This window comes from Pseudomonas triticicola (assembly GCF_019145375.1).
Taxonomy (GTDB): Bacteria; Pseudomonadota; Gammaproteobacteria; order Pseudomonadales; family Pseudomonadaceae; genus Aquipseudomonas; species Aquipseudomonas triticicola.
This window is the reverse complement of record NZ_JAHSTX010000001.1, coordinates 955,320-976,826: the sequence shown is the minus strand read 5'-3', so window position 1 is coordinate 976,826 and position 21,507 is coordinate 955,320. Positions and strand designations below refer to the sequence as shown.

At 60.3% G+C, this 21,507-nt stretch carries 23 protein-coding genes and 1 pseudogene; 11 read left to right on the top strand and 13 right to left on the bottom strand.

Features of this window, described 5'->3' with window-relative positions; translation table 11 throughout:
• Window positions 1-190 precede the first annotated feature (190 nt).
• The gene (locus tag KVG85_RS04455; RefSeq protein ID WP_016775201.1) at window positions 191-1,210 is read left to right on the top strand and encodes a branched-chain amino acid aminotransferase; all 1,020 of its coding nucleotides are present in this window, start codon (window positions 191-193) and stop codon (window positions 1,208-1,210) included.
• A gap of 276 nt (window positions 1,211-1,486) precedes the next feature.
• On the opposite strand, the pseudogene KVG85_RS04450 reads toward KVG85_RS04455, so the two are convergent.
• The 4 genes and pseudogenes from KVG85_RS04450 to KVG85_RS04435 all read right to left on the bottom strand — a co-directional run.
• Window positions 1,487-2,302, bottom strand: a pseudogene (locus KVG85_RS04450) (TIGR03915 family putative DNA repair protein); the annotation flags it as partial.
• Window positions 2,299-3,519, bottom strand: coding sequence for a putative DNA modification/repair radical SAM protein (locus KVG85_RS04445; RefSeq protein WP_024013352.1), 1,221 nt, complete (start codon window positions 3,517-3,519; stop codon window positions 2,299-2,301). The gene KVG85_RS04445 and the pseudogene KVG85_RS04450, both read right to left, overlap by 4 nt.
• 166 nt (window positions 3,520-3,685) lie before the next feature.
• Window positions 3,686-4,954, bottom strand: coding sequence for an Nramp family divalent metal transporter (locus KVG85_RS04440; protein WP_437182193.1), 1,269 nt, complete (start codon window positions 4,952-4,954; stop codon window positions 3,686-3,688).
• Between the two features lie 131 nt (window positions 4,955-5,085).
• Window positions 5,086-5,622: a chalcone isomerase family protein gene (locus KVG85_RS04435; protein ID WP_041476996.1), complete on the bottom strand. Its 537-nt coding sequence runs from the start codon at window positions 5,620-5,622 to the stop codon at window positions 5,086-5,088.
• A 146-nt stretch (window positions 5,623-5,768) separates the two neighbouring features.
• Here KVG85_RS04435 and KVG85_RS04430 point away from each other — a divergent pair, with 146 nt between their 5' ends.
• Together KVG85_RS04430 and KVG85_RS04425 are read left to right on the top strand one after the other, a co-directional pair.
• Window positions 5,769-6,542: a hypothetical protein gene (locus KVG85_RS04430; RefSeq protein WP_217863080.1), complete on the top strand. Its 774-nt coding sequence runs from the start codon at window positions 5,769-5,771 to the stop codon at window positions 6,540-6,542.
• 85 nt (window positions 6,543-6,627) lie between these two features.
• Entirely contained in the window at window positions 6,628-7,185 is a 558-nt protein-coding gene (locus KVG85_RS04425) for a DcrB/PsbP domain-containing protein (protein ID WP_122603026.1), read from the top strand.
• Here KVG85_RS04425 and KVG85_RS04420 read toward each other — a convergent pair.
• From KVG85_RS04420 to KVG85_RS04405, 4 genes are all read right to left on the bottom strand, one after another.
• A complete protein-coding gene (locus tag KVG85_RS04420) occupies window positions 7,175-7,891 on the bottom strand; it encodes an alpha/beta hydrolase (RefSeq protein WP_217863079.1) in 717 nt (238 codons plus the stop codon). The two genes, KVG85_RS04425 and KVG85_RS04420, sit on opposite strands and share 11 nt — an antisense overlap.
• 181 nt (window positions 7,892-8,072) lie before the next feature.
• Complete coding sequence (locus tag KVG85_RS04415) at window positions 8,073-9,185, bottom strand: succinylglutamate desuccinylase/aspartoacylase family protein (RefSeq protein ID WP_217863078.1); 1,113 nt, start codon at window positions 9,183-9,185, stop codon at window positions 8,073-8,075.
• A 206-nt stretch (window positions 9,186-9,391) separates the two neighbouring features.
• A complete protein-coding gene (locus KVG85_RS04410; RefSeq protein ID WP_071172858.1) occupies window positions 9,392-10,171 on the bottom strand; it encodes an ABC transporter substrate-binding protein in 780 nt (259 codons plus the stop codon).
• A 251-nt stretch (window positions 10,172-10,422) separates the two neighbouring features.
• Complete coding sequence (locus KVG85_RS04405; protein ID WP_217863077.1) at window positions 10,423-10,851, bottom strand: rhodanese-like domain-containing protein; 429 nt, start codon at window positions 10,849-10,851, stop codon at window positions 10,423-10,425.
• 101 nt (window positions 10,852-10,952) lie between these two features.
• Here KVG85_RS04405 and ftrA point away from each other — a divergent pair, with 101 nt between their 5' ends.
• From ftrA to KVG85_RS04390, 3 genes are all read left to right on the top strand, one after another.
• Complete coding sequence (gene ftrA, locus KVG85_RS04400) at window positions 10,953-11,942, top strand: transcriptional regulator FtrA (protein ID WP_217863076.1); 990 nt, start codon at window positions 10,953-10,955, stop codon at window positions 11,940-11,942.
• Window positions 11,943-12,133: 191 nt separating this feature from the next.
• Window positions 12,134-12,457 carry a type II toxin-antitoxin system RelE/ParE family toxin gene (locus tag KVG85_RS04395; RefSeq protein WP_217863075.1) on the top strand — a complete coding sequence of 108 codons (324 nt, stop codon included), beginning with the start codon at window positions 12,134-12,136 and terminating at the stop codon, window positions 12,455-12,457.
• Between the two features lie 3 nt (window positions 12,458-12,460).
• Window positions 12,461-12,772, top strand: coding sequence for a helix-turn-helix domain-containing protein (locus KVG85_RS04390; protein WP_071172860.1), 312 nt, complete (start codon window positions 12,461-12,463; stop codon window positions 12,770-12,772).
• 33 nt (window positions 12,773-12,805) lie between these two features.
• Here KVG85_RS04390 and KVG85_RS04385 read toward each other — a convergent pair whose 3' ends face one another.
• Together KVG85_RS04385 and KVG85_RS04380 are read right to left on the bottom strand one after the other, a co-directional pair.
• Window positions 12,806-13,216, bottom strand: coding sequence for a hypothetical protein (locus KVG85_RS04385; RefSeq protein WP_071172861.1), 411 nt, complete (start codon window positions 13,214-13,216; stop codon window positions 12,806-12,808).
• A 32-nt stretch (window positions 13,217-13,248) separates the two neighbouring features.
• A complete protein-coding gene (locus tag KVG85_RS04380; RefSeq protein ID WP_217863074.1) occupies window positions 13,249-13,584 on the bottom strand; it encodes an FKBP-type peptidyl-prolyl cis-trans isomerase in 336 nt (111 codons plus the stop codon).
• A gap of 131 nt (window positions 13,585-13,715) precedes the next feature.
• On the opposite strand from KVG85_RS04380, the gene KVG85_RS04375 reads away from it, so the two are divergent.
• Both KVG85_RS04375 and KVG85_RS04370 read left to right on the top strand, forming a co-directional pair.
• Window positions 13,716-14,762 carry a M4 family metallopeptidase gene (locus KVG85_RS04375; RefSeq protein ID WP_217863073.1) on the top strand — a complete coding sequence of 349 codons (1,047 nt, stop codon included), beginning with the start codon at window positions 13,716-13,718 and terminating at the stop codon, window positions 14,760-14,762.
• A 14-nt stretch (window positions 14,763-14,776) separates the two neighbouring features.
• A complete protein-coding gene (locus tag KVG85_RS04370) occupies window positions 14,777-15,088 on the top strand; it encodes a protealysin inhibitor emfourin (protein WP_217863072.1) in 312 nt (103 codons plus the stop codon).
• Window position 15,089: 1 nt separating this feature from the next.
• On the opposite strand, the gene KVG85_RS04365 is transcribed toward KVG85_RS04370, so the two are convergent.
• Window positions 15,090-15,602 carry a hypothetical protein gene (locus tag KVG85_RS04365; RefSeq protein ID WP_217863071.1) on the bottom strand — a complete coding sequence of 171 codons (513 nt, stop codon included), beginning with the start codon at window positions 15,600-15,602 and terminating at the stop codon, window positions 15,090-15,092.
• An 88-nt stretch (window positions 15,603-15,690) separates the two neighbouring features.
• Window positions 15,691-15,999, bottom strand: a complete 309-nt coding sequence (locus KVG85_RS04360; RefSeq protein WP_217863070.1) for an RcnB family protein — start codon at window positions 15,997-15,999, stop codon at window positions 15,691-15,693.
• A 452-nt stretch (window positions 16,000-16,451) separates the two neighbouring features.
• On the opposite strand from KVG85_RS04360, the gene KVG85_RS04355 reads away from it, so the two are divergent.
• Window positions 16,452-17,744, top strand: a complete 1,293-nt coding sequence (locus tag KVG85_RS04355) for an MFS transporter (RefSeq protein ID WP_016775219.1) — start codon at window positions 16,452-16,454, stop codon at window positions 17,742-17,744.
• 12 nt (window positions 17,745-17,756) lie between these two features.
• Entirely contained in the window at window positions 17,757-18,527 is a 771-nt protein-coding gene (locus tag KVG85_RS04350; protein ID WP_217863069.1) for a substrate-binding domain-containing protein, read from the top strand.
• Here KVG85_RS04350 and KVG85_RS04345 read toward each other — a convergent pair.
• Entirely contained in the window at window positions 18,517-19,431 is a 915-nt protein-coding gene (locus KVG85_RS04345) for a LysR family transcriptional regulator (protein ID WP_217863068.1), read from the bottom strand. The two genes, KVG85_RS04350 and KVG85_RS04345, sit on opposite strands and share 11 nt — an antisense overlap.
• A 250-nt stretch (window positions 19,432-19,681) precedes the next feature.
• On the opposite strand from KVG85_RS04345, the gene KVG85_RS04340 reads away from it, so the two are divergent.
• Window positions 19,682-21,490, top strand: a complete 1,809-nt coding sequence (locus KVG85_RS04340; RefSeq protein WP_024013370.1) for a monovalent cation:proton antiporter-2 (CPA2) family protein — start codon at window positions 19,682-19,684, stop codon at window positions 21,488-21,490.
• Window positions 21,491-21,507: the final 17 nt, after the last annotated feature.

The following is a 21,507-nucleotide window of genomic DNA, read 5'->3' as shown; positions in this document are numbered from 1 at the left end:
CACATTTGGAATGCATTCCCCTGTGGGAGCGAGCCTGCTCGCGAATTCCTGAGGGCAACACGATTTATCTGTGTGCCATCCGATAGTCCGGGCTGCGAAACCGCTCAAGAATGAAGTATTGTTGTGCCCATCCAAAAAAACGTCAGAAGCCTTGAACCGTTTCGGCGGTTGTTCAGTGATAGAGGGTGTCATGGGTAACGAAAGCATCAATTGGGACAAGCTGGGTTTTGACTACATCAAGACCGACAAGCGCTATCTGTCGTACTTTCGCGATGGCGAGTGGGACAAAGGCACCCTGACCGAAGATAACGTCCTGCACATCAGCGAAGGCTCCACTGCCCTTCACTACGGTCAGCAGTGCTTCGAAGGCATGAAGGCCTATCGCTGCAAGGACGGCTCGATCAACCTGTTCCGCCCGGACCAGAACGCCCTGCGCATGCAACGCAGCTGTGCGCGTCTGCTGATGCCGACGGTCGACACCGAGCAGTTCATCGAAGCCTGCAAAGCCGTGGTGCGCGCCAACGAGCGTTTCATCCCGCCGTACGGCACCGGCGGCGCGCTGTACCTGCGCCCGTTCGTGATCGGCGTCGGTGACAACATCGGCGTGCGCACCGCGCCCGAGTTCATCTTTTCGATCTTCTGCATCCCGGTCGGCGCCTACTTCAAGGGCGGCCTGACCCCGCACAACTTCCAGATCTCCAGCTACGACCGCGCGGCCCCGCAAGGCACCGGTGCGGCCAAGGTCGGTGGCAACTACGCCGCCAGCCTGATGCCGGGCTCGAAAGCCAAGAAAGCCAACTTCGCCGACGCGATCTACCTCGATCCGATGACCCACACCAAGATCGAAGAAGTCGGTTCGGCCAACTTCTTCGGGATCACCCACGACAACAAGTTCGTCACCCCGAACTCGCCGTCGGTCCTGCCAGGCATCACCCGCCTGTCGCTGATCGAACTGGCGAAATCGCGTCTGGGCCTGGAAGTGGTTGAAGGCGACGTGCTGATCGACAAGCTGTCGGACTTCAAGGAAGCCGGTGCCTGCGGTACCGCTGCGGTGATCACGCCGATTGGCGGCATCAGCTACAACGATCACCTGCATGTGTTCCACAGCGAAACCGAGGTAGGCCCGGTAACCCAGCAGCTCTACAAAGAGCTGACTGGCGTGCAGACCGGCGACATCGAAGCGCCGGCGGGCTGGATCGTCAAGGTTTGATCTGACGACTGCTGATGCTCAAAAGCCCTCCACCGAGTGATTGGTGGGGGGCTTGTTTGCTTGTGGGTGTTGGTTTTTTTTGTGTAAGACTGGAGATCTTTCCCCCTCACCCCAGCCCTCTCCCCAAGGGGGCGAGGGGGAAAGGGAGCCGATCCGTGTGCTTTTCAACACTGAGTTCGACTCGGTGATTCACGTCGATGTATTTTGCGAGAACACCTCGCTCGGCTCCCTCTCCCTCCGGGAGAGGGCTGGGGTGAGGGTCTGCTTTTGATTTTTGGAGGTAATGCGTTTACCCGTCCGATCAGCAATCCCACTCGCCTGTCCATTCTGCTGCTTGCCCATCCGCGCCTGGGTGATCAATCCCGGTATCAACTCGCCCTCCGGCAGATTCTTCCAGAACCGCACCGGCAAATGCCCTTGCATGACCTTCGGGTTCAACCGCGCCGGGTTGAAGATGTGGCTGTAGTAGGTCAACCACAAATCGCCGTGGGGGTCATCGACGTTCTGTGCCAGTTGCTGCCATTCAATCGGGCATTGCCGCTCGTGAATCAATTGCTCACCGTCGTAATAAACGCCGTCACGCGGTGTGGCGATCAACCAGCGATGCTGGCCCATGCGCCCGATAAAGTGCTCGCTGGCGCTGTGCAGAATGTCATGCGCCGGTTCGTGCCACGCCACGTATTGTGGACCAGGCAGATCCTTGGGCCGCTCGATGAAACGCACAAACGCATGCAGATGATGGGCCTCGCGGCTGACCTGCTTGATGCGGCGCTGCAACTCACTGCCGAGTTTGTCGCCGGCCATCATCGCCGTGCGGTCGCCGTGACTGACCCGCCAGAGCACTTCATACAACAGGCTCCAGCGCTGTTCGCCGCGATAGCGCGCCGCTTGTTCGAGGGTGGCAAGCAGCGCACGGGGAATACGCGCCTGAAACGGCCCCTGCCCTTCGGGCATGTGATCATCACTGGCAAACAGATCGCCAACGCCTTCCGCCGCCCAGCTCACCAGACTCGGATCGATCTCATGGCTGAGCAACCAGCGCGCCTGCTGGCGCCAGGTGTCGAACAGATCGTCACAATCGAGACTGATCATCCCCACAACCCCATCTGCTGCGGCATCGGCCGGTCGCGCAATTGCTGGTAGAGCATGTGGCTGGTGACTTCCGCCTGTTGCGGGTGGTAATCGCTGGTGATGATGAACGGCTTGGCCTTGGCCAGCACACAGCGCATCCGCGCGACGTCTTCGTAACGGATGCGGCGCTGACGGCGCAGCTCGACCAGGCGCTCGGTGGTGCGCAAGCCAATGCCCGGGATGCGTGCGATCAACGTCGCATCGGCACGGTTCAGGTCCAGCGGAAACACTTCGCGATTTTCCAGCGCCCAGGCCAGCTTCGGGTCGATATCAAGCGCCAGATTGCCCGGGCCTTTGAGCAGTTCGTCAGCGCTGTAGCCGTAGCTGCGCAGGAGGAAATCAGCCTGATACAAACGGTGCTCGCGCATCAGCGGCGGCGCGGCGAGCGGTACGCTTTTCGGGCTGTCGGGGATCGGGCTGAATGCCGAGTAATAGACCCGGCGCAAACGGAAGTTGCCATACAGGGATTGAGCGCTGTGGAGGATGGTGCTGTCATCGGTGTCATCGGCACCGACGATCAGCTGCGTGCTTTGCCCGGCCGGGGCGAATTTTGCCGAGCGCGGCTCGTTCAACACTGTTTGCACGCCGGTGTAGATGGTGTTCATCGCTTGCTTGATCGAGGTGATGTCCTTCTCCGGCGCCAGGGTCTGCAGGCTGGCATCGGTGGGCAATTCTATGTTGACGCTGAGGCGGTCGGCGTAACGCCCGGCTTCTTCGATCAAGGCCGGATCGGCTTCCGGAATGGTCTTTAAATGGATGTAGCCGCGAAATTCGTGCTCTTCACGCAGCAACTTGGCGACGCGCACCAGTTGCTCCATGGTGTAGTCCGCGGAGCGGATGATCCCGGAGCTGAGAAACAGGCCGCTGACGCAGTTGCGGCGGTAGAAATCCATGGTCAGCGTCACGACTTCTTCCGGGGTGAAGCGCGCACGCGGCACATCGCTGGAACGGCGGTTGACGCAATATTGGCAATCGTAAAGGCAGAAGTTGGTCAGCAGGATTTTCAGCAACGACACACAGCGCCCGTCCGGCGTGTAGCTGTGGCAAATGCCCATGCCGTCCGTCGAACCGAGCCCGCTCTTGCCCTCGGAGCTGCGCTTGGGCGCACCACTGCTGGCGCAGGAGGCGTCGTACTTGGCGGCGTCGGCGAGGATGCTGAGCTTGTCGATGATTTGCATGGCGCGGGCTCTTTACTGTGTGCATATACAGTATAGGCTCGCCCGCCGCGAAACAAGTTGATGGATGACCCCTCGTCGGCTGATCACCTGAATTGCCATCACCCGCGCAACCAGTGGGAACGAGCCTGCTCGCGAACAGGCCCTGCCAGTCACCGCAACACAGTGATCAAACCGCCCACTGCAATATCAACCAACTGTTCGCCCCGCTGATCAACACAAACAGCCCCCAGGCCAGCACCCGCGTGGGCCAGCGATTGACGAACGGCCCCATCAACTGCCGGTCGTTGGTCATGCGAATCAGCGGGTACAAGGCAAACGGCAGTTGCAGGCTGAGCACGACCTGGCTCAACACCAGCAGCTTGCCGATAGCGCCATCACCGAGCAGCCATACGCCGATGAACGCCGGAATCAGCGCCAGCCCGCGGGTGATCAAACGCCGCTGCCAGCACGGGATGCGCAGGTTCAGATAGCCTTCCATGATGACCTGCCCGGCGATGGTCCCGGTGAAGGTCGAACTCTGCCCCGACGCGAGCAGCGCCACGCCGAACAACACACTGGCCAGCGCACCGCCCACCAGCGGATCGAGCAGATGATAAGCGTCCTGAATGTCGACCACATCGGTGTGCCCGGACTGGTGAAAGGCCGCCGCGGCGAGAATCAGAATCGCCGCGTTGACCAGCAACGCCAGGGCCAGCGAACCGATGGTGTCGATGCGTGCCAGTTTCACCGCGTCCTGTTTGCTCGCCAGGTCCTTGCCGATCATCCGCGTTTGCACGATCGAGGTGTGTAGATAAAGGTTGTGCGGCATGACGGTGGCGCCGAGGATGCCGATGGCCAGATACAGCGGCGCCGCATCGCTGATCGCGGACAGCGAGGGTTTAAAGCCCAGCGCCACGTCTGGCCAATAGGGTTTGATCAACAACAACTCAACGAAGAAACACACGCCGATGGTCGCGACCAGCACCAGCATGATCGCTTCGAGCCGGCGGAATCCCCGGTTCTGCAGGGCCAGCACCAGCAGCGTGTCGAAAGCCGTGAGGGCGATACCGAAGCTCAGCGAGCAACCGAGCAGCAAGTGAAACGCGAGAGCGCAGCCAAGCACTTCGGCGAGGTCGGTGGCGATGATTGAGATTTCCGCCAGCAGCCACTGCAGGCGCGCGGTCGGGGTGCTGTAGCGCTCGCGGGACAACTGCGCCAGATCGCGACCAGTGGCGATGCCCAGCCGCGAACACAGGCACTGCACCACCATGCCGGCCAGACTCGCCAGCAACACGACGAATAAAAGACTGTAGCCAAAACGCGAACCGGCCTCGATCGCGGTCGCCCAGTTGCCCGGGTCCATGTAGCCGATCGACACCAGCAAACCGGGGCCGGCGAAGCGCAGCACACGTTTGAAGAACGTGGCAGTCGGATCGACCGCAACGCTGCCGGCCACTTCCGGCGGGCAAAACGGCGCGGTGGCGATTTTGGGCAAGCTGAATTTCACGCACACATCCAGAAACAAAAACGGGAGCCCGGCAGCTTAGACGTTTCGCCTGAAGCCTTGAAGCGCAAAGATCGCTGATCCTATGGGTTCACCCCCAGCAACTGCTCGCGCAACTCGGGACTGCGTGTTCGCGGATCCAGCCAGATATCGAAAAACGCCTTGGCAAACTGCGGATCCTCAATCTCATGCTGGAGCTTCTGCCCGACAAAAAACCGCGCGCCCTGCCCCGGCAAATACACGCCGGTTATGCGCGTGCCGGCCTGGACGTCGACAAAGGATTGCTGCATCTGCTTCTGCCAGCCGGCCAATTGCGCTGAAGTGACCCGAGGACCGGCAAGGCGTTTGATCTCATCGACGCTGGTGCTGACCAGATCGTCTCGCGAGATGTTGCGCCGGTAGATCAGCTCCAGAGCAAACGGCTGGCCGTCCGCCAGAGGCCGCGCGGCACTCCACAAGCGCGCGCTGTAAACATCGAAGCCGAACACGCTGAAATCGCCACTGCCGATGATTTGCGCCCCTGGCACAGCGTCCTGCCAATTGGCCCATGTCGGCGTCAGCAACAGTGCCCACAAGCCGATGCCACAACAGCCACGTACGAGCTTGGGTGTTCTGTTCATCGCCGTATCGTCTCCGCTGCATTGTGATGATCAAAGCATAGCCGGATTCGCGCCTGAATTTTTGTATACAAAAATTGCGAACATAGGCAGCAATCTTTAATCGGCAGTGCTAACGTGGCTCATCCTGACCCGATGGAGACACCCGCGTGCTGATCCTCAAACTGCTGCTGATTCCCGGTTTTCTCCTGCTGATTTCCCTGGCAGGCAAACGTTGGGGGCCGAGCGTGGCCGGGTGGCTGTCAGGATTGCCGGTAGTGGTCGGGCCGATTCTGTTCTTTCTGGCGATTGAACAAGGGCCGCAGTTTGCCGCGCAATCGGCGGTGGCGGCGCTGTCGGCAATGTTCGCGATGATCGCTTTCTGCATCACTTATGCGCAGGTGGCGCAGCGGGCGAACTGGCCGTGGGCGTTGACCATTTCACTGGCGGTGTGGGCCGCGCTGGCGACGGTGTTGTCGATGATTCCGGCGTCCTTGCCGTTCTCGGTGATTGCGGCAGCGGTAGCACTGCTCGCTTCGCCTTATCTGTTTCCCGAAGTGCAGCCGGTGTTGAACGGGCCAGCACCGAAGTCGGACAAACTGATCTGGCGGATGATCGCCGGTGCGGCGCTGACGCTGGTGGTGACGATGCTCGCCAGCACCGTCGGCGAACGCTGGAGCGGCCTGCTCGCGGTGTTCCCGGTGCTTGGCAGCGTCATGGCGGTATTCTCGCAACAAACCCGCGGCCCGGCGTTTACCGCTGCGTTATTGCGCGCAACGGCAACCGGCATGTATTCGTTCTCGGCGTTCTGCCTGGTGTCCGCCTTGACGCTGCCGAGCATGGGCCTCAGCGGTTTTGTCGTAGGCGTGGCAGTGTCGGTGGCGATGCTCGGGGTGACCCGGCGTCTGCTGGCGCGGCCATTGGCCAAGGCGCAAGCGCAATAACCGCCCGGACGAATCGCGCTGGAACGCCCGGCACGCTCCGTGGGATGATCGCCCGCCTCGCGCGACCATTTCCCGGAGATTTCAGATGTCATTGTTGAGCAAAAAAGCCGTCGTCCTGATGCTGGCGGCCATCGCCGGTTTCGCCGCGATCAACGCACACGCCGCCAAGGAAAAGGTCAAAACCGAGAAGGTTACGCTGCTCGACGGCAAATTCGCCTTCGTCCTGCCCAAAGGCTTTGTCGCTGACCCGCTGCCCGCCAGCCCGAGCGGGGCCAAGGGCACGATGTACACTAACCAGACCACCAAGACCGTGGTCATCGCCGCCGAAAACCAGATCCCGGCTGGGCAGAACGTCAAGGACAACGACGGTGAGTTTCTCGACGGCAGCGTGTCGAGTTTCATCGACGATCAGCGCAAGGCTCTGCCGGACTTCAACAAACTCAGCGAGAAAAGCCTGACCCAGAAAGGCACCGGCCTCGGACTGCGTCAGGTTGACAGCACCGCCACCCAGGGCGGTGGCCAGACGCTGAACACCACATTGCTGGCCGGCTCGGGGACGAAGATGGCGTTGGTGCAGGTGATTTCCCGCGCCAGCGACAAAAAAGGTCACGATGCCCTGGTCAAAGCCATCGTCAAGGATTGAGCCGCTGCAGCCAGCCATACAGATCGCGCAATTCGGCCGCACTAATGCTGTGGCCGACGCCCGGATACGCGTGAAACTCGGGCTGGTAATCGAGCTTGTGCAATAGCGTGTTGGCCTCGGTGCCGTGACGGTAAGGCACCGGATCATCAGCGGTGCCGTGGCCGATAAATATGCTCAGCGGCAGTGGCGCTTGCCCGGGCTTGAGTTCGGCTTTGAGCACCGGCAACAAGCGCCCGCTCAACGCGGCAAACCCGCCCACGACCACCGGCGGGCGCAGGCCCACTTCGTAGCTCATCATCGCGCCCTGGCTGAAGCCGATCAGGTACACCTTGTCCGGCGTGGCGTGATATTTCTTCGCTGCCTGGGCGATAAAGTCGCGCAGCTTCTGGCCGCTGGCCTTCAGATCATCGGTTTCGCCGTTGTAGGCGCCTTCACCCTTCTTGCGAAACCACTGGAAACGTCCTTCACCCAACGTCATCGGTGCCCGCACCGATAGGTAGTTGTACTGCGGCGGCAGCTGAAATTTCATGCCGATCAGATCGGCCTCGTTACTGCCGTAACCGTGCAGGAAAATCACCAGCGGACGTGGTTCGGCGTCGGCATGGACCTGTTCGAGGTATTTGAGCGGCAGGTCGGATTGCAGGGTGGTTTGCGCATGGACGGCGGTGGATGCGAGCAGGGTCAGCAGGGCGAACAATTTCAGCATGGAGCGCTCCTTCACAGAGTGTCGGGTTCGCGGGGGAGCCTAACATTCTCGGCTGAGGATCCAAATTTTGTGGAGTGGCTGATGGCCCTTTCGCGAGCAGGCTCGCTCCCACCGTTGAAATGCGTTCCCCCTGTGGGAGCGAGCCTGCTCGCGAAGAGGCCCGCACCTTCACCGCAACCTGTCAGTCGTTGGTCAGCTTGCCGGTACGAAACGGCACCCGCCCCGCCACTTTCGCCTGCCAGATCCCCGGCTCGGTATAACGCCCGCGATCAATCGCGAACAGCACCCCGCTGGTGCCGGCGCGCACGGTGGTCACGCGATCCTGCAACGGGTCAACAACCTCGAACAGTGCATCGCCCTGCTCTACCCACTCGCCGGCATTGCGCAAGAAACTGACCACGCCATGGTGCGGGGCGAACAGGTATTCGGTGCCTTCAAACGGCAGACCTTCACAACATTCGCTCGGCGCCGCCGGCCATTCGCCGCTGATGAAACCCTGCTCGGCGAGAAAACCCAGAATCGCTTCGCAATTGGCCTGAGCCTGATCGACGCGGGTGTCGCCCATACTGCCCAGCTCAAGCGTCGTCGCCAGATTCGCCGCCGGAATCGCCGCGTCCGGGAATGCTTTGGCCAGACGCAGCCACGGCGTCGAGCACGACTCATCGAATGAGCTGCCGCCGGAATCTTCGCAGAGCAATGCCACGCCCGCCTTCAGCCGGGCCGCCAGTGATTGCCACTGCGGCCAGTGTTGCGGCAGCGCGTAGAGGTGAATCGCAGCGTCGAAGTCGCAATGCAGATCGAGGGTGATGTCGGCGTCGCAGGCGTGGCGCAGCAACAAGCGGTGCAAGGCTTCCAGTTGCGATGCCGGCGCCGGCAATTCTTCGAAGACCTGAGCCATGGCCTGGCGGATCAGCGCGACGTTGGCCTCGGCATCCGCGCCCAGACGCTCGCCCACCAGCGCAGCGACCGGGGCGCTGAGTTCGACGAATGCGCGGTTGAAATTCTTGCCGCTGCCCAGTTCGAAGCGGCCCATGTGATTGCCTTGCAGATGCTGATCCAGGCCAATCGGATTGGCCACCGGCACCAGTTCGATAACGCCCTGCAAACGGCCCTGCCGTTCCAGTTCGTTCAAGCGAAGCTTGAGTTCCCACGCGGTGCGCATGCCCGGCAGTTCATCGGCGTGCAGGCTGGCCTGGATATACACCTTGCGGCTGCCGGCGCCGTAGCGAAAAACGCTGAGGGAGCGCTCGCTGCCCAAGTGGCTCCAGGGCAGAACGTGGTCGATGCGTTGCATGAAAATCTCCTCAATAGCTGGATTACGCAAATCCCTGTGGGAGCGAGCCTGCTCGCGAATGCGTCAGGTCAGACGATGACGATGACGATGTCGAATGTCAGACCGCTTTCGCGAGCAGGCTCGCTCCCACAGAGAATTTCCATCAATAAAAGAACATAAAAAAAGTGGCCACCGCGCAAACGGGGCCACTTTTTTTTCACGGCGTATTAATGGCCGTATACGTCAAAGTCGAAGTACTTGTCCTGGACTTTCTTGTACTCGCCATTGGCGCGGATTTCGGTGATGGCTTTGTTGAACTGCTCAGCCAGTGCGGTATCGCCCTTGCGCACCGCGATGCCAGCGCCGCCGCCGAAGTACTTGGCGTCTTCGTAGGTCGGGCCGACGAATTCGAACCCTTTGCCGGCGTCGGTTTTCAGGAAACCGTCGCTGAGGTTGACCGAGTCAGCGAGCATCGCGTCGATACGCCCGGACACCATGTCGAGGTTGGCTTCCTGCTGCGAGCCGTAGCGCGTCAGTTCGATCCCGGCCGGAACCAGCACTTCGGTCGCGTAACGGTCGTGAGTACTGGCGCGCAGCACGCCGACTTTCTTGCCCTTGAGTTCGGTCAGCGGGTCTTTCACGCCCGAGCCTTCCTTCATCACGAAGCGCGCCGGGGTGTGGTAGTACTTGATGGTGAAATCGACGTTTTTCTTGCGATCGTCAGTGATGGTCATCGACGACAGGATCGCGTCGATCTTCTTCACTTTCAGCGCCGGGATCAGGCCATCGAACTCTTGCTCGACCCACGTGCATTTAACCTTCATCTGCGCGCACAGTGCGTCACCGATGTCCACGTCAAAACCAGTGAGTTTGCCGTCAGGGGTTTTCATCGAGAATGGCGGGTACCCGGCTTCGATACCGATGCGGATCGGCTTGGCGTCTTCGGCCACGGCGGTCAGGGACAACATCGACAGTGCCAGGGCACCGAACATCACTAGCTTTTTCATTTATTACTCCCGTGCGGAGGCTTTTATTGGCAGCTTTCGAGTCAGCGTTCGGTCATGGCGTTCTAACGGCAAAAACCGACGTGGCCGGCAGTCTATGGCGGCGCGCACGGAGGCAATTGTTTTTAAGCGACAATTACTTACAGAACATCGGCGCACGCATTGACTGGGGTCAAGGCGTGCGCCGTGGTGGTGCGAAGGCTGTAGGACAAGACTGTTTTCAGAGCAAGAAACGCCGATCCTCTACAGAAACGTCAGCATTCGCAGGCGACAGGTGTATTGGTCACTGACGCCACGCTCAGTTCGAAACCCTCATCCAGCCATCCGGTGACACCGCCGATCATCTCCTTGACCGGATAGCCCAACGCCGCCAGCTTCACCGCCGCCTTGTTCGCGCCGTTGCAATGCGGCCCGGCGCAATAGACCACGAACAAAGTGTGTTTCGGGTAATCGGCCAAGCGCTCCGCCGTGAGCAAGCGGGTCGGGATATTGATCGCGCCGGGTACATGGCCGCGCTCGAACGCCAATGGGCCGCGCACATCCACCAGAACGAAGTCGACCTCCCCGGCCTCTTGGCTACTGAACACGTCGGAACAATCGGTTTCGAAGGTCAGACGATTGCTGAAATGCATCAGGGCAATCGCCGAAGGTGCGGCGGGGATTTCGCGAACCAGGCTGGTCATGTTGTGTTGCTCCTTTGTCTGTGGGGGATGAACAGACTTTATCGAGACGGCGCCTGCCGCTACAGTGGCGCGCAAGACACCGACCGGGAGTTTTCCGCCAAATGCCCACTCAGCCCAATCTGGTTTCCATTCTGGCCTACGATGGCCTCTGCACGTTCGAGTTCGGCATTGCCGTGGAGATCTTCGGCCTGGCCCGACCAGAGTTCGATTTCCCTTGGTACGAGCATGCGATTGCCGCAGTCGATCCAGGTCCGATGCGCGCCATGGGGGGAATTCAGGTGCTGGCCGATGGCGGCCTGGAACTGCTCGCCGCAGCGCGCACCATCGTCATTCCCGGCTGGCGCGACCGCAATGCCCCGGTACCGCCTGCGCTGATCGACGCGTTGCGTCAGGCCCACGACCGAGGCGCGCGATTGCTGTCGATCTGCTCGGGCGTGTTCGTCCTCGCCGCCAGCGGCCTGCTCGACGGCCACCGCGCCACCACGCACTGGCGCTACACCAGCGAACTGGCGCAACGCTTCCCGGCCATCGAGGTCGATCCGGACGTGCTCTACGTCGACGCCGGTCAGCTGATCACCTCCGCCGGCAGCGCCGCCGGCATCGACGCCTGCCTGCATCTGGTGACACGCGACTTCGGCACGCAGGTCGCCAACGCCGTCGCGCGGCGCCTGGTCATGTCGCCACAACGCACCGGCGGCCAGGCCCAATTCATCCCCACCCCGGTCAGCCCGACACCCCGCAGCGACCTGTCGCGCATCATGCAATGGGCCCGCGAACGCCTGCACGAACCACTGGAAGTCCGCGATCTGGCCAGTGAAGCGGCGATGAGCGAGCGCACCTTTCTACGGCGTTTCACCGAAGCCAGCGGGCAAACGCCCAAGGCCTGGCTGCAACATGAACGCCTGGCGCGAGCGCGGGAGCTGCTCGAGAGCACCCATCAACACACCGAGCAGATCGCCCAGCGCTGCGGCTATCGCTCGGTGGAGAGTTTTCGTGTGGCGTTCCGCAGCGTGGTGGGCGTACCGCCGTCGGTTTATCGGGAGCGGTTTGGGCGAAGCAACAAGCTTTCGCTCCATCCCACAGCGTTTTAAGCGCTGACGTTGACGGCCAGGCCGGCAGAAACGCTCGCGGTGAAAATTGTGAAACGGAAAATGCGGCTTGCTTTATATTGATTCTGATATAACCTGAAAATCAAACGCGCACTGGCACTTCTTGCAATACAACTCACCGTCGCCGCTTACGTTCAGCTATTACGCTTTTCCTTTTGACACAGGACTAGCCGATGCCGAAACACAAGGATGTGGTGTTCGTGGGGAGCGCGTTGAAAGATCTTAAAGCGTTCCCGGTTGATGCCCGAAGAGCGGCGGGGTTTCAGCTGGACCTGTTGCAACAGGGTGATGCCCCACTCGATTGGCGCCCTATGAAAACCGTAGGACGCGGTGTCAACGAAATCAGGATCACCGAGGACTCAGGGGCGTTTCGCGTGTTTTATGTAGTCAATCGATCTGAAGCAATCTATGTGCTTCACGCCATGCACAAAACCACGCGTAAAACGGAAATCAGAGACATAGAACTGGCCCGCGCCAGATATCAGGAAATAGGTTAAGCCATGAAGGAACATCAAGACTCATCCCAACGATTTTCCAGTGTATGGGATGCATTGGAGGACACGCCTCAGGAAGCCGCCAACATGCGTTTGCGAGCCAAGCTCATGCGTTCGCTTTGCGAAACCATTCGAGCGTGGGAGCTCCCTCAAAAGGACGCGGCACAGAGATTGGGAATCTCGCAGCCGCGCCTCAATGATGTACTCAACGGGAAAATCGACAAATTCTCGCTCGATGCATTGGTCAACCTGTCAGCTGCTGCAAGGCTGGAGGTGGACATTTGCTTTCCGTCAGGTCCTACATTGCAATGGGCCTGACTGACGATCTGTTTAGGACAGTCGTCGATTGACCTATATGCGGAAGTCAGCGAGCACAAAGGTCGTGTGAGTTCGAAGGTAACCGTCGACGTCATCCAGCGAATGCAATGCTCCACTGGATGACTCGATATTGGACGCATCGTCCTGACGAACCAAAGTTACGATAAACATTCCATCCTTTTGAACAAGTGTCCCGGTTACCTTTATTGCCATCCCATTCTCCTGAGAAAAAGAGGTCACGCTTATTGGCTTGAACTGCAGATTGCCAGCCACCTTCGCTTTGAGCTTTTTGCGCTTGGCAAGCAGTTCTTTACTAGCCACCCAACTGCCCACTCCAGCGGCGACGGACAATACGTACATGTAGTTGTAGCTTGATCTACCACGCGTACCATGCTTTTCAATCAGCCAATCGGTGACTTGCGAGACTACTTGCCAAATATCCATCACTCTTAGTCCTGTGCTAAAAACTCCCCGTTTCAATCCTCCCGCGTCAAAACCTCCAGCAACTCAATCTCAAACACCAGATTCGAATTCGGCGGGATCTTGCCCATGGTCCGCTCGCCGTAGCCCAGATGCGCCGGTACCAGCAATTTGCGTTTGCCGCCGACCTGCATGCCCATCAGCCCCTGATCCCAGCCTTTGATCACGCGCCCAGTGCCCACGCATTGAAAAGGTTTGCCTCGGCTCAAGGACGAATCGAATTCAGTGCCGTCTTCCAGCCAGCCGGTGTATTGGGTGGTGATCAGCGCGCCTTTCACCGCGGCTTTGCCGTTGCCCGGTTGCAGGTCGATGATTTGCAGTTCGTCTGTCATGTCGTTGGCTCTTGAGGTGTTCGCAGGCGGCGTTTTTCGCAGAATCCGGCGTCGATGGCAATCCATGGAACCGAAAACACGCCTTGCCGCTCACATGTGTATCGACATCGTATGACGACAAGGATGCTTAGATGACCGACTCTCGATTGCTGCGCAGTTTCATCCCGCCCTACATTCTCAACCGCATCATTGCCCACGGTTCCGAGCCGCAGCGCAACGCCGCGATGCAGACGCTCAATCATGTGCGCAGCCTGCTGCCCAACCCCGGCCGTCCTTCGCAGCCGCCGGCGCGGGCGATTCTGCCGGAGGCGAGCAAGCCTGGCCTGGCGCGGCGCAGCGTGCATGATGCGCAGAACAAAATGCTCTTGCCGGGCATGCCGGTGCGTCTCGAGGGCCAGCCGGCATCGGGGGATCCGGCGGTCGACGAGGCTTACGATGCGCTGGGCGCCAGCTATGATTTCTTCTGGAAGGTGCTCGGTCGCGACTCGATCGATAATCAGGGATTCGCGCTGATCGGCAGTGTGCATTATGGCCAGGGCTACGAGAACGCATTCTGGAACGGCGCGCAGATGGTCTTCGGTGACGGCGATGGCGAAATCTTCCAGCGCTTCACCCGCTCGCTGGACGTCATCGGCCATGAACTGGCCCACGGCGTCACCGAAAGCGAAGCCGGGCTGATTTATGCCAACCAGTCCGGCGCGCTGAACGAGTCGCTCTCGGATGTATTCGGCGTGTTGACCAAGCAATACACCCTTGGCCAAACCGCCGAGCAGGCAGACTGGTTGATCGGCGCCGACCTGCTGATGCCACAGATTCAAGGCAAGGGCCTGCGCTCGATGTCGCACCCCGGCACGGCATACGACGACCCGATGCTGGGCAAGGATCCGCAACCGGATCACATGCGCAAGTTCGTCATCACCAGCGAAGACAATGGCGGCGTACACATCAACTCCGGCATTCCCAACCGCGCGTTTTACCTGGCAGCCCGAGCGTTTGGCAGCTTCGCCTGGGAAAAGGCCGGACGCATCTGGTACGACACGCTGTGTGATGACCGCTTGAAACAGGACGCAACGTTCGACGCGTTCGCAAAACTGACGATCGACCACGCCGCCCAGCGCTTCGGCGCCGAAGCAGCCGACACAGTGCAGCAAGCCTGGGCACAGGTCGGTATCGAATAATCCGAGGAGACCATATGAAAACGCTACCCGAGCTGGATAAAGATTCCGTTTTACGCGTATCTCGCCAGGGTGGCGTTGCAGCGATTCACAGCCTGAGCCGCCCACGGGAAATTGAATTTTCCCAGTGCGATGTCAGTCAGCGTTCAAGGATCTGCTCGGTGCTTGAGGGTTGCCTGCCATTGGACAGCAGCGAATCGGGACGTGGGGATCAGCGCTTCTACCAGATTGAAGTGCGCTATCAGTCCGGGGAAATGGTGTTGAAGGTGCCGGAGGATCGGGCGCCTGGGGAGTTGGTGAGTCTGTGGGACAAGGGAGAGTTGCTCTGATTCACGCTGGCGGCTCTTCTGCGTCGACAACTGACGATGTGCGCGGGCCAAAGCCCGCGGTCTGGCCGAATACGACACCGTTGAATGTGTGCGTACAGCACTCGCAGCTCGGCGTCATGTCCTGCGCCTTCAGGTTCGGATTGACCATTTGCAGGAGATTTTGCTCGTCGACGTACAGCCCGTTGAAATAACTGGACTCACCCAGTCGCACGACTTCTTCACGATCCTTCTCATGGATGGCAACCATCCAGAACACCGGCGCTGATTGATCCAGTCGCGCCACAGCTTCGCTGAAAATGGCATCCCAAGCACCTCCAACCCGAGACACCAGGAAGCGAAACAACGGCGTGTAATCTCGCCCGTATTGTTTGCCTGCGTGCATCGAACTTCGCATGCCTTCGTCACGGCTTGCAGCTTTGCTGTTGCGCTGATCGCGATAATGCGCAACTGATTCGTGGCGACGAACACCCCACGTACGAGTGTTCACTTTGCGGTAGAGCGGTTTCTTGTCCAATCCCTTGTTCCTCATCCAGACGTCCGCTCTTTTACCGGAACGGCGCTCGAATGCAATCAGCCATCCATGGCCAATTGTAAAACCGGGCTTATCGCTCAACCGGTTGCATCTCGACAATCGTGCCGTTGGTGATCATCACCATCACGTACTTGTCATTGATCTGCACCCACTGCGCCTGGTCGATCGGCGCTTTCAGACCTTTGGCTTTCCAGTTCTTCAAAGCCTTGTCTTCGCGCTGGTACATTTCCGGCGCGCGGTCGTTGACCTTCAGCTGGCGGTCGCTGGTCGGCGATTGCACGGCGGGTTCGCTGGAGGTTTGCGCCGCTTGAACAATGGGTGTGATTCCGGCAATGCCCGCAACAAGGGCCAGGCTGGCGATTAGGGTTTTGCTGTTCATCGGTGAACCTCTTTCGGATAGGTAGTACCTGAACTCGGACTGCGCGGCGCGGGAAACATTCCTTGTTTTTTGCTGGAGATGGACGCTAGAGGGCTTTGTCGATAGATCGCCATCGCTGGCAAGCCAGCTCCCACAGGGGGTTGTGTTGCACCACATTTTTTGACATGAGCTCACTACAAGAGCAAAAGCAAGATCAAAAGATCGCAGCCTTCGGCAGCTCCTACAGTTGGATGGCGCACCACTCAAGAACAGGTCGGCTGTCAGGCCGCCATCGCGAGCAGGCTCGCTCCCACAAATCCGCCAAGCTGTGAAGCCATTGATCCGCCCCACGCATCAATTCATGCCAACAATGCAATTAACAGATTGTTACATCTGCGCCACCATCCACCTCAATAAAAACCGTGCGCCGCTTCTCCGTAGCGCACGTCATAAAAGCGGTGGAGTACTTTTCAATGACAGCCTCAATCCCTACCAACGGCTCGCGGGCCGGTGCCATCTTCCGGGTGACCTCGGGCAACTTCCTCGAACAGTTCGACTTCTTTCTGTTCGGCTTCTACGCCACGCAGATCGCGGCGGTGTTCTTCCCGGCGAGCAGCGAGTTCGCCTCCCTGATGATGACGTTCGCGGTGTTCGGCGCAGGCTTCCTGATGCGTCCGCTGGGCGCCATCGTGCTCGGCGCCTACATCGATGACGTCGGCCGGCGCAAAGGTCTGATCGTCACCCTGTCGATCATGGCCAGCGGCACGATATTGATTGTGCTGGTGCCCGGATACGAAACCATAGGCCTGTTCGCCCCGGCGCTGGTGTTGATCGGGCGGCTGCTGCAAGGCTTCTCGGCCGGTGCGGAATTGGGTGGTGTTTCGGTGTACCTGTCCGAGATCGCCACGCCGGGCCGCAAAGGCTTTTTCACCGCTTGGCAGTCGGCCAGTCAACAAGTGGCGATCATTGTTGCTGCCGCGCTGGGCTACGGTCTGAACCAGTGGATGGAGCCGCAAGCCGTGGCAGCCTGGGGCTGGCGCATTCCGTTTTTCGTCGGTTGCATGATCGTCCCGTTCATCTTCTTCCTGCGCCGTAATCTGGCGGAAACCGAAGAATTCGCCGCACGCAAACACCGTCCAAGCATGCGCGAAGTGTTCCGCACCCTTGGCCAGAACTGGGGCGTGGTACTCGGCGGGATGTTGATGGTGGCGCTGACCACTACCGCGTTCTACCTGATCACCGTGTACGCGCCGACCTTCGGTAAAACCGTGCTGCACCTGAGCACTTCCGACGCGCTGCTGGTGACGCTGCTGGTGGGTGTGTCGAACTTCTTCTGGCTGCCGATTGGTGGTGCGTTGTCCGACCGTATCGGTCGTCGCCCAGTGCTCATAGGCATGGCCCTGCTGGCGCTGGCCACGACTTATCCAGCGCTGTCGTTCCTGGTGCAGGCGCCGAGCTTCACCAACATGCTGCTGTCGCTGCTGTGGTTGTCCTTCATTTACGGCTTGTACAACGGCGCGATGATTCCGGCGCTGACCGAAATCATGCCGGTGGAAGTGCGCGTCGCCGGTTTCTCCCTGGCTTACAGCCTGGCCACGGCGATCTTCGGCGGTTTCACCCCGGCGATGTCGACCTTCCTGATCCAGTACACCGGCGACAAAGCCGCGCCAGGCTACTGGATGAGCATCGGTGCCCTGTGCGCCCTGTGCGCCACTCTTTATCTGTACCGCCGTGCCGGTGGTCGTCTGCAACCTGTCGCGGCCTGAGGAATACTCGCCATGAAAAAACTCTTTACTGTCACCACCCTGCTCGCCGGTCTCGCGTTCAACTTCGCGGCCCAGGCCGAAGAACTCAGCGTGATGACCTCCGGTGGTTTCACTGCCGCCTACAAGATCCTCGGGCCGAAATTCGCCGCCGCAACGGGCAACACGCTGACCACCAGCCTCGGCCCGTCGATGGGCAAGGCGCCGGAAGCGATTCCCAACCGTCTGGCGCGCGGCGAGCACGCCGACGTGGTGATCATGGTCGGTTACGCTCTTGATGAGCTGATCAAACAAGGCAAGGTCGACCCGGCCTCCCGCGTTGAACTGGCGGATTCGCGGATCGGCATGGTGGTTCGCGAAGGCGCGGCGAAACCGGACATCAGCAGCGTCGACGGCCTGAAGAAAACCCTGCTTGATGCGCAGTCGGTGGCCTACTCCGACAGCGCCAGCGGCGTGTACATCCAGCAGCAGCTGTTCAAGAAGCTCGGCATCGAAGATCAGTTGAAACCGAAAGCCAAGATGATCGCCAGGATACCGGTCGGCTCGGTGGTTGCCACTGGCGACTATCAGTTGGGCTTCCAGCAGGTCAGCGAATTGCTGCCGGTGCCGGGCGTGAGCTTCGTCGCGAAAATTCCGGAATCGGTACAGTCGGTGACACGTTTTGCCGCTGGCATTCCGGTCAAGGCCGAGCATCCGCAAGAAGCCAAGGCCCTGCTCGCCTACCTCGCGGCACCGGCCGCTCAGGCTGACGTGCAGGCCACCGGGCTGGATTCGGTCAAGCGTTGATCGTTGGCGGCTGGACGCGCATTTCCACGACCAGCCGCTCCAGTTCCAGTGCCGCCGGGGTCAACGTGCGATACCGGCGCTTGATGATGCCGACACTGCGCATCACCTGCGGCTCAATCAGTGGCACCCGCGTCAGGATCGGATGATCCGGCCCGGGCATCGCCATCAACGGCACCGCCGCCACGCCTAGCCCCGCCTCCACCAAGCCGATCATCGTCGTCACATGCCGCGTCTCGCAGATACTCTGACGCTGCGGCACCACCCCGCCCAAGGCCTGATCGAGCAGAAAGCGATTGCCCGAAGTCTTGTCCAGCGCGATGTAATCCTGCTGATAGAACTCGTCCCAACTGACGCTGCTGCGCCCGGCCAGCGGATGATCGCGACGACAGGCGACAACGTAGCACTCCTGCACAAGCGGTTCGAACTCGACTTTGGCATCCTGCGTGCCGAGAAAACTCAAACCGAAATCCGCCTCGCCATTGACCACCGCACTCAACACATCGTGGGCGCTGGAATCGAGGACTTTGACCTTGATCCGTGGAAACTGCTGGTGATAGCGCGCGACCACGCGGGGCATGAAGTAGTACGCCGCCGACGGCACGCAGGCGACGGTGACATGGCCCAGTCGGGTCGAGGCGACTTCGCTGATGCCGAGCAAGGCAATGTCGAGATCATCCAGCAAGCGCTCGACGCTGGGCATGAAGCCGCGCCCGGCCTGGGTCAGGCTGACCTTGCGGGTGGTGCGCTCGAACAGTTTCACGCCAAGGGCGTCTTCGAGCTTTTCGATGCGCCGGCTCAGCGCCGGTTGCGACAGGCGCACGGTGTCGGCAGCCTTGCGAAAACTGCCCTGCTCGACCACCGCGCGAAAGGCTTGCAGGTCGTTGAGGTCGAAGTTGATGGCCATGGCGTTTCCGGAAATTGATGCGCAGGGGTTATAAATGTAACCAGTTGATGCAAATTATTACAGGCCTGATGAAAGCTGCCCTTGTGGGAGCGAGCCTGCTCGCGAATGCGGAGCATCAGTCTATGGATAGGTGACTGACCCAGCGCATTCGCGAGCAGGCTCGCTCCCACATTGGATCTCGAATGGTCTGGAGACCGCGTAACCCTTATCCTTGTCACCCCCGCCGTACCCGTAGTCAGGAGTCGTTCCAATGCCCCATGAAGGCAATCTGTTGCAAGCCGCTGTCGTGTTTCTGTTCGCGGCCGTGCTCACCGTGCCTTTGGCCAAACGTCTGCAACTGGGCGCGGTGCTCGGTTATCTGTTTGCCGGGGTGATCATCGGCCCGTCGGTGCTCGGCCTGATCGGCAACCCGCAAAGCGTTGCGCATATCTCCGAGCTGGGCGTGGTGTTGCTGCTGTTCATCATCGGCCTGGAGCTGTCGCCGCGCCGCTTGTGGGTGATGCGCAAATCGGTGTTCGGCGTCGGTCTGGCGCAGGTGCTGTTGACTGCATCGGTGATCGGCGTGCTGGCACTGTCGGTGTTCGGCCAGCCGCTGAACAGCGCCATTGTGCTGGGCCTCGGTCTGGCGCTCTCCTCTACGGCGTTCGGCCTGCAAAGCCTCGCCGAACGCAAGGAACTGACCAGCCCCCACGGGCGTCTCGCGTTTGCGATTCTGCTGTTCCAGGACATCGCCGCGATTCCGCTGATTGCCTTGGTGCCGATGCTCGCCGGCGTCGATCACCACACCAGCACCGCCGACGATATTCGTCACAGCTTGCAGGTGCTCGGCGGCATTGCCGTGGTGGTGATCGGCGGGCGGTATCTGCTGCGTCCGGTGTTCCGCGTGGTCGCGAAAACCGGTCTGCCCGAGGTATCCACTGCCACCGCGTTGCTGGTGGTGATCGGCACGGCGTGGCTGATGGATCTGGTCGGTGTGTCGATGGCGTTGGGCGCGTTTCTCGCCGGTCTGCTGCTGGCGGACTCGGAATACCGGCATGAGCTGGAAGCGCAGATCGAACCGTTCAAGGGCCTGCTGCTCGGGCTGTTTTTCATCAGCGTCGGCATGGGCGCCAATCTCAGCCTGTTGTTGAGCGCGCCGATCACCGTGTTGGGACTGACTCTGCTGCTGATCGGTCTGAAATTGCCGCTGCTGTTCGTCGTCGGACGTCTGGCAGGAGGATTGAACAAAATCAGCGCAATTCGCCTCGGCATCGTCCTCGCTGCCGGCGGTGAGTTTGCGTTTGTGGTGTTCAAGATCGGCCGCGATCAAGGCCTGTTCGAGCCGCGTCTGTACGACCTGCTGGTGCTGACCATCACCCTGTCAATGGCGCTGACGCCGTTGTTGCTGTTGATCTGCGCACGGCTGGTCAGTCCGAAAGTACAGCCGGTGGAAGTGCCGGAGAAATTCCGCGAAATCGACACCGAAGCGCCGCGTGTGGTGATTGCCGGAATGGGCCGGATGGGCCAGATCGTGGCGCGGATTCTGCGCGCGCAGAACATCAAGTTCGTTGCGCTGGACACCTCGGTGGAAACCATCGAACTGTCGCGCAGCTTCGGCGGTGTGCCAGTGTTCTACGGCGACCCGATGCGCCCGGAAATCCTTCACGCGGCGAAGGTTGGCGAAGCGGAATATTTCGTCATTGCCACGGACGATCCGGAGACCAACATCAAGACTGCCGAAGTGGTGCACAAGCTCTATCCGCACATGAAAATCATCGCCCGCGCGCGTAACCGTCAGCACGTGCATCGCCTGGTGGATGTCGGCGCGGAAGCGATTCGTGAGACCTATTATTCGAGCCTGGAAATGAGCCGGCGCACGCTGGTCGGCCTCGGTCTGACCCAAGCCCAGGCCGATGCGCGGATCAAGCGTTTCAAGCATCACGACGAACAGGTGCTGGAGGCGCAACACGCCGTCTACGACGACGCCGCCAAAGTCCTGCAGACCGCCCAGGAAGCCCGGGCGGAACTGGCCAAATTGTTTGAATCGGATCAGCTCGAAGAAGAAGCGCGCAAGTCCTGATCGTGCCTTGCGCAGAT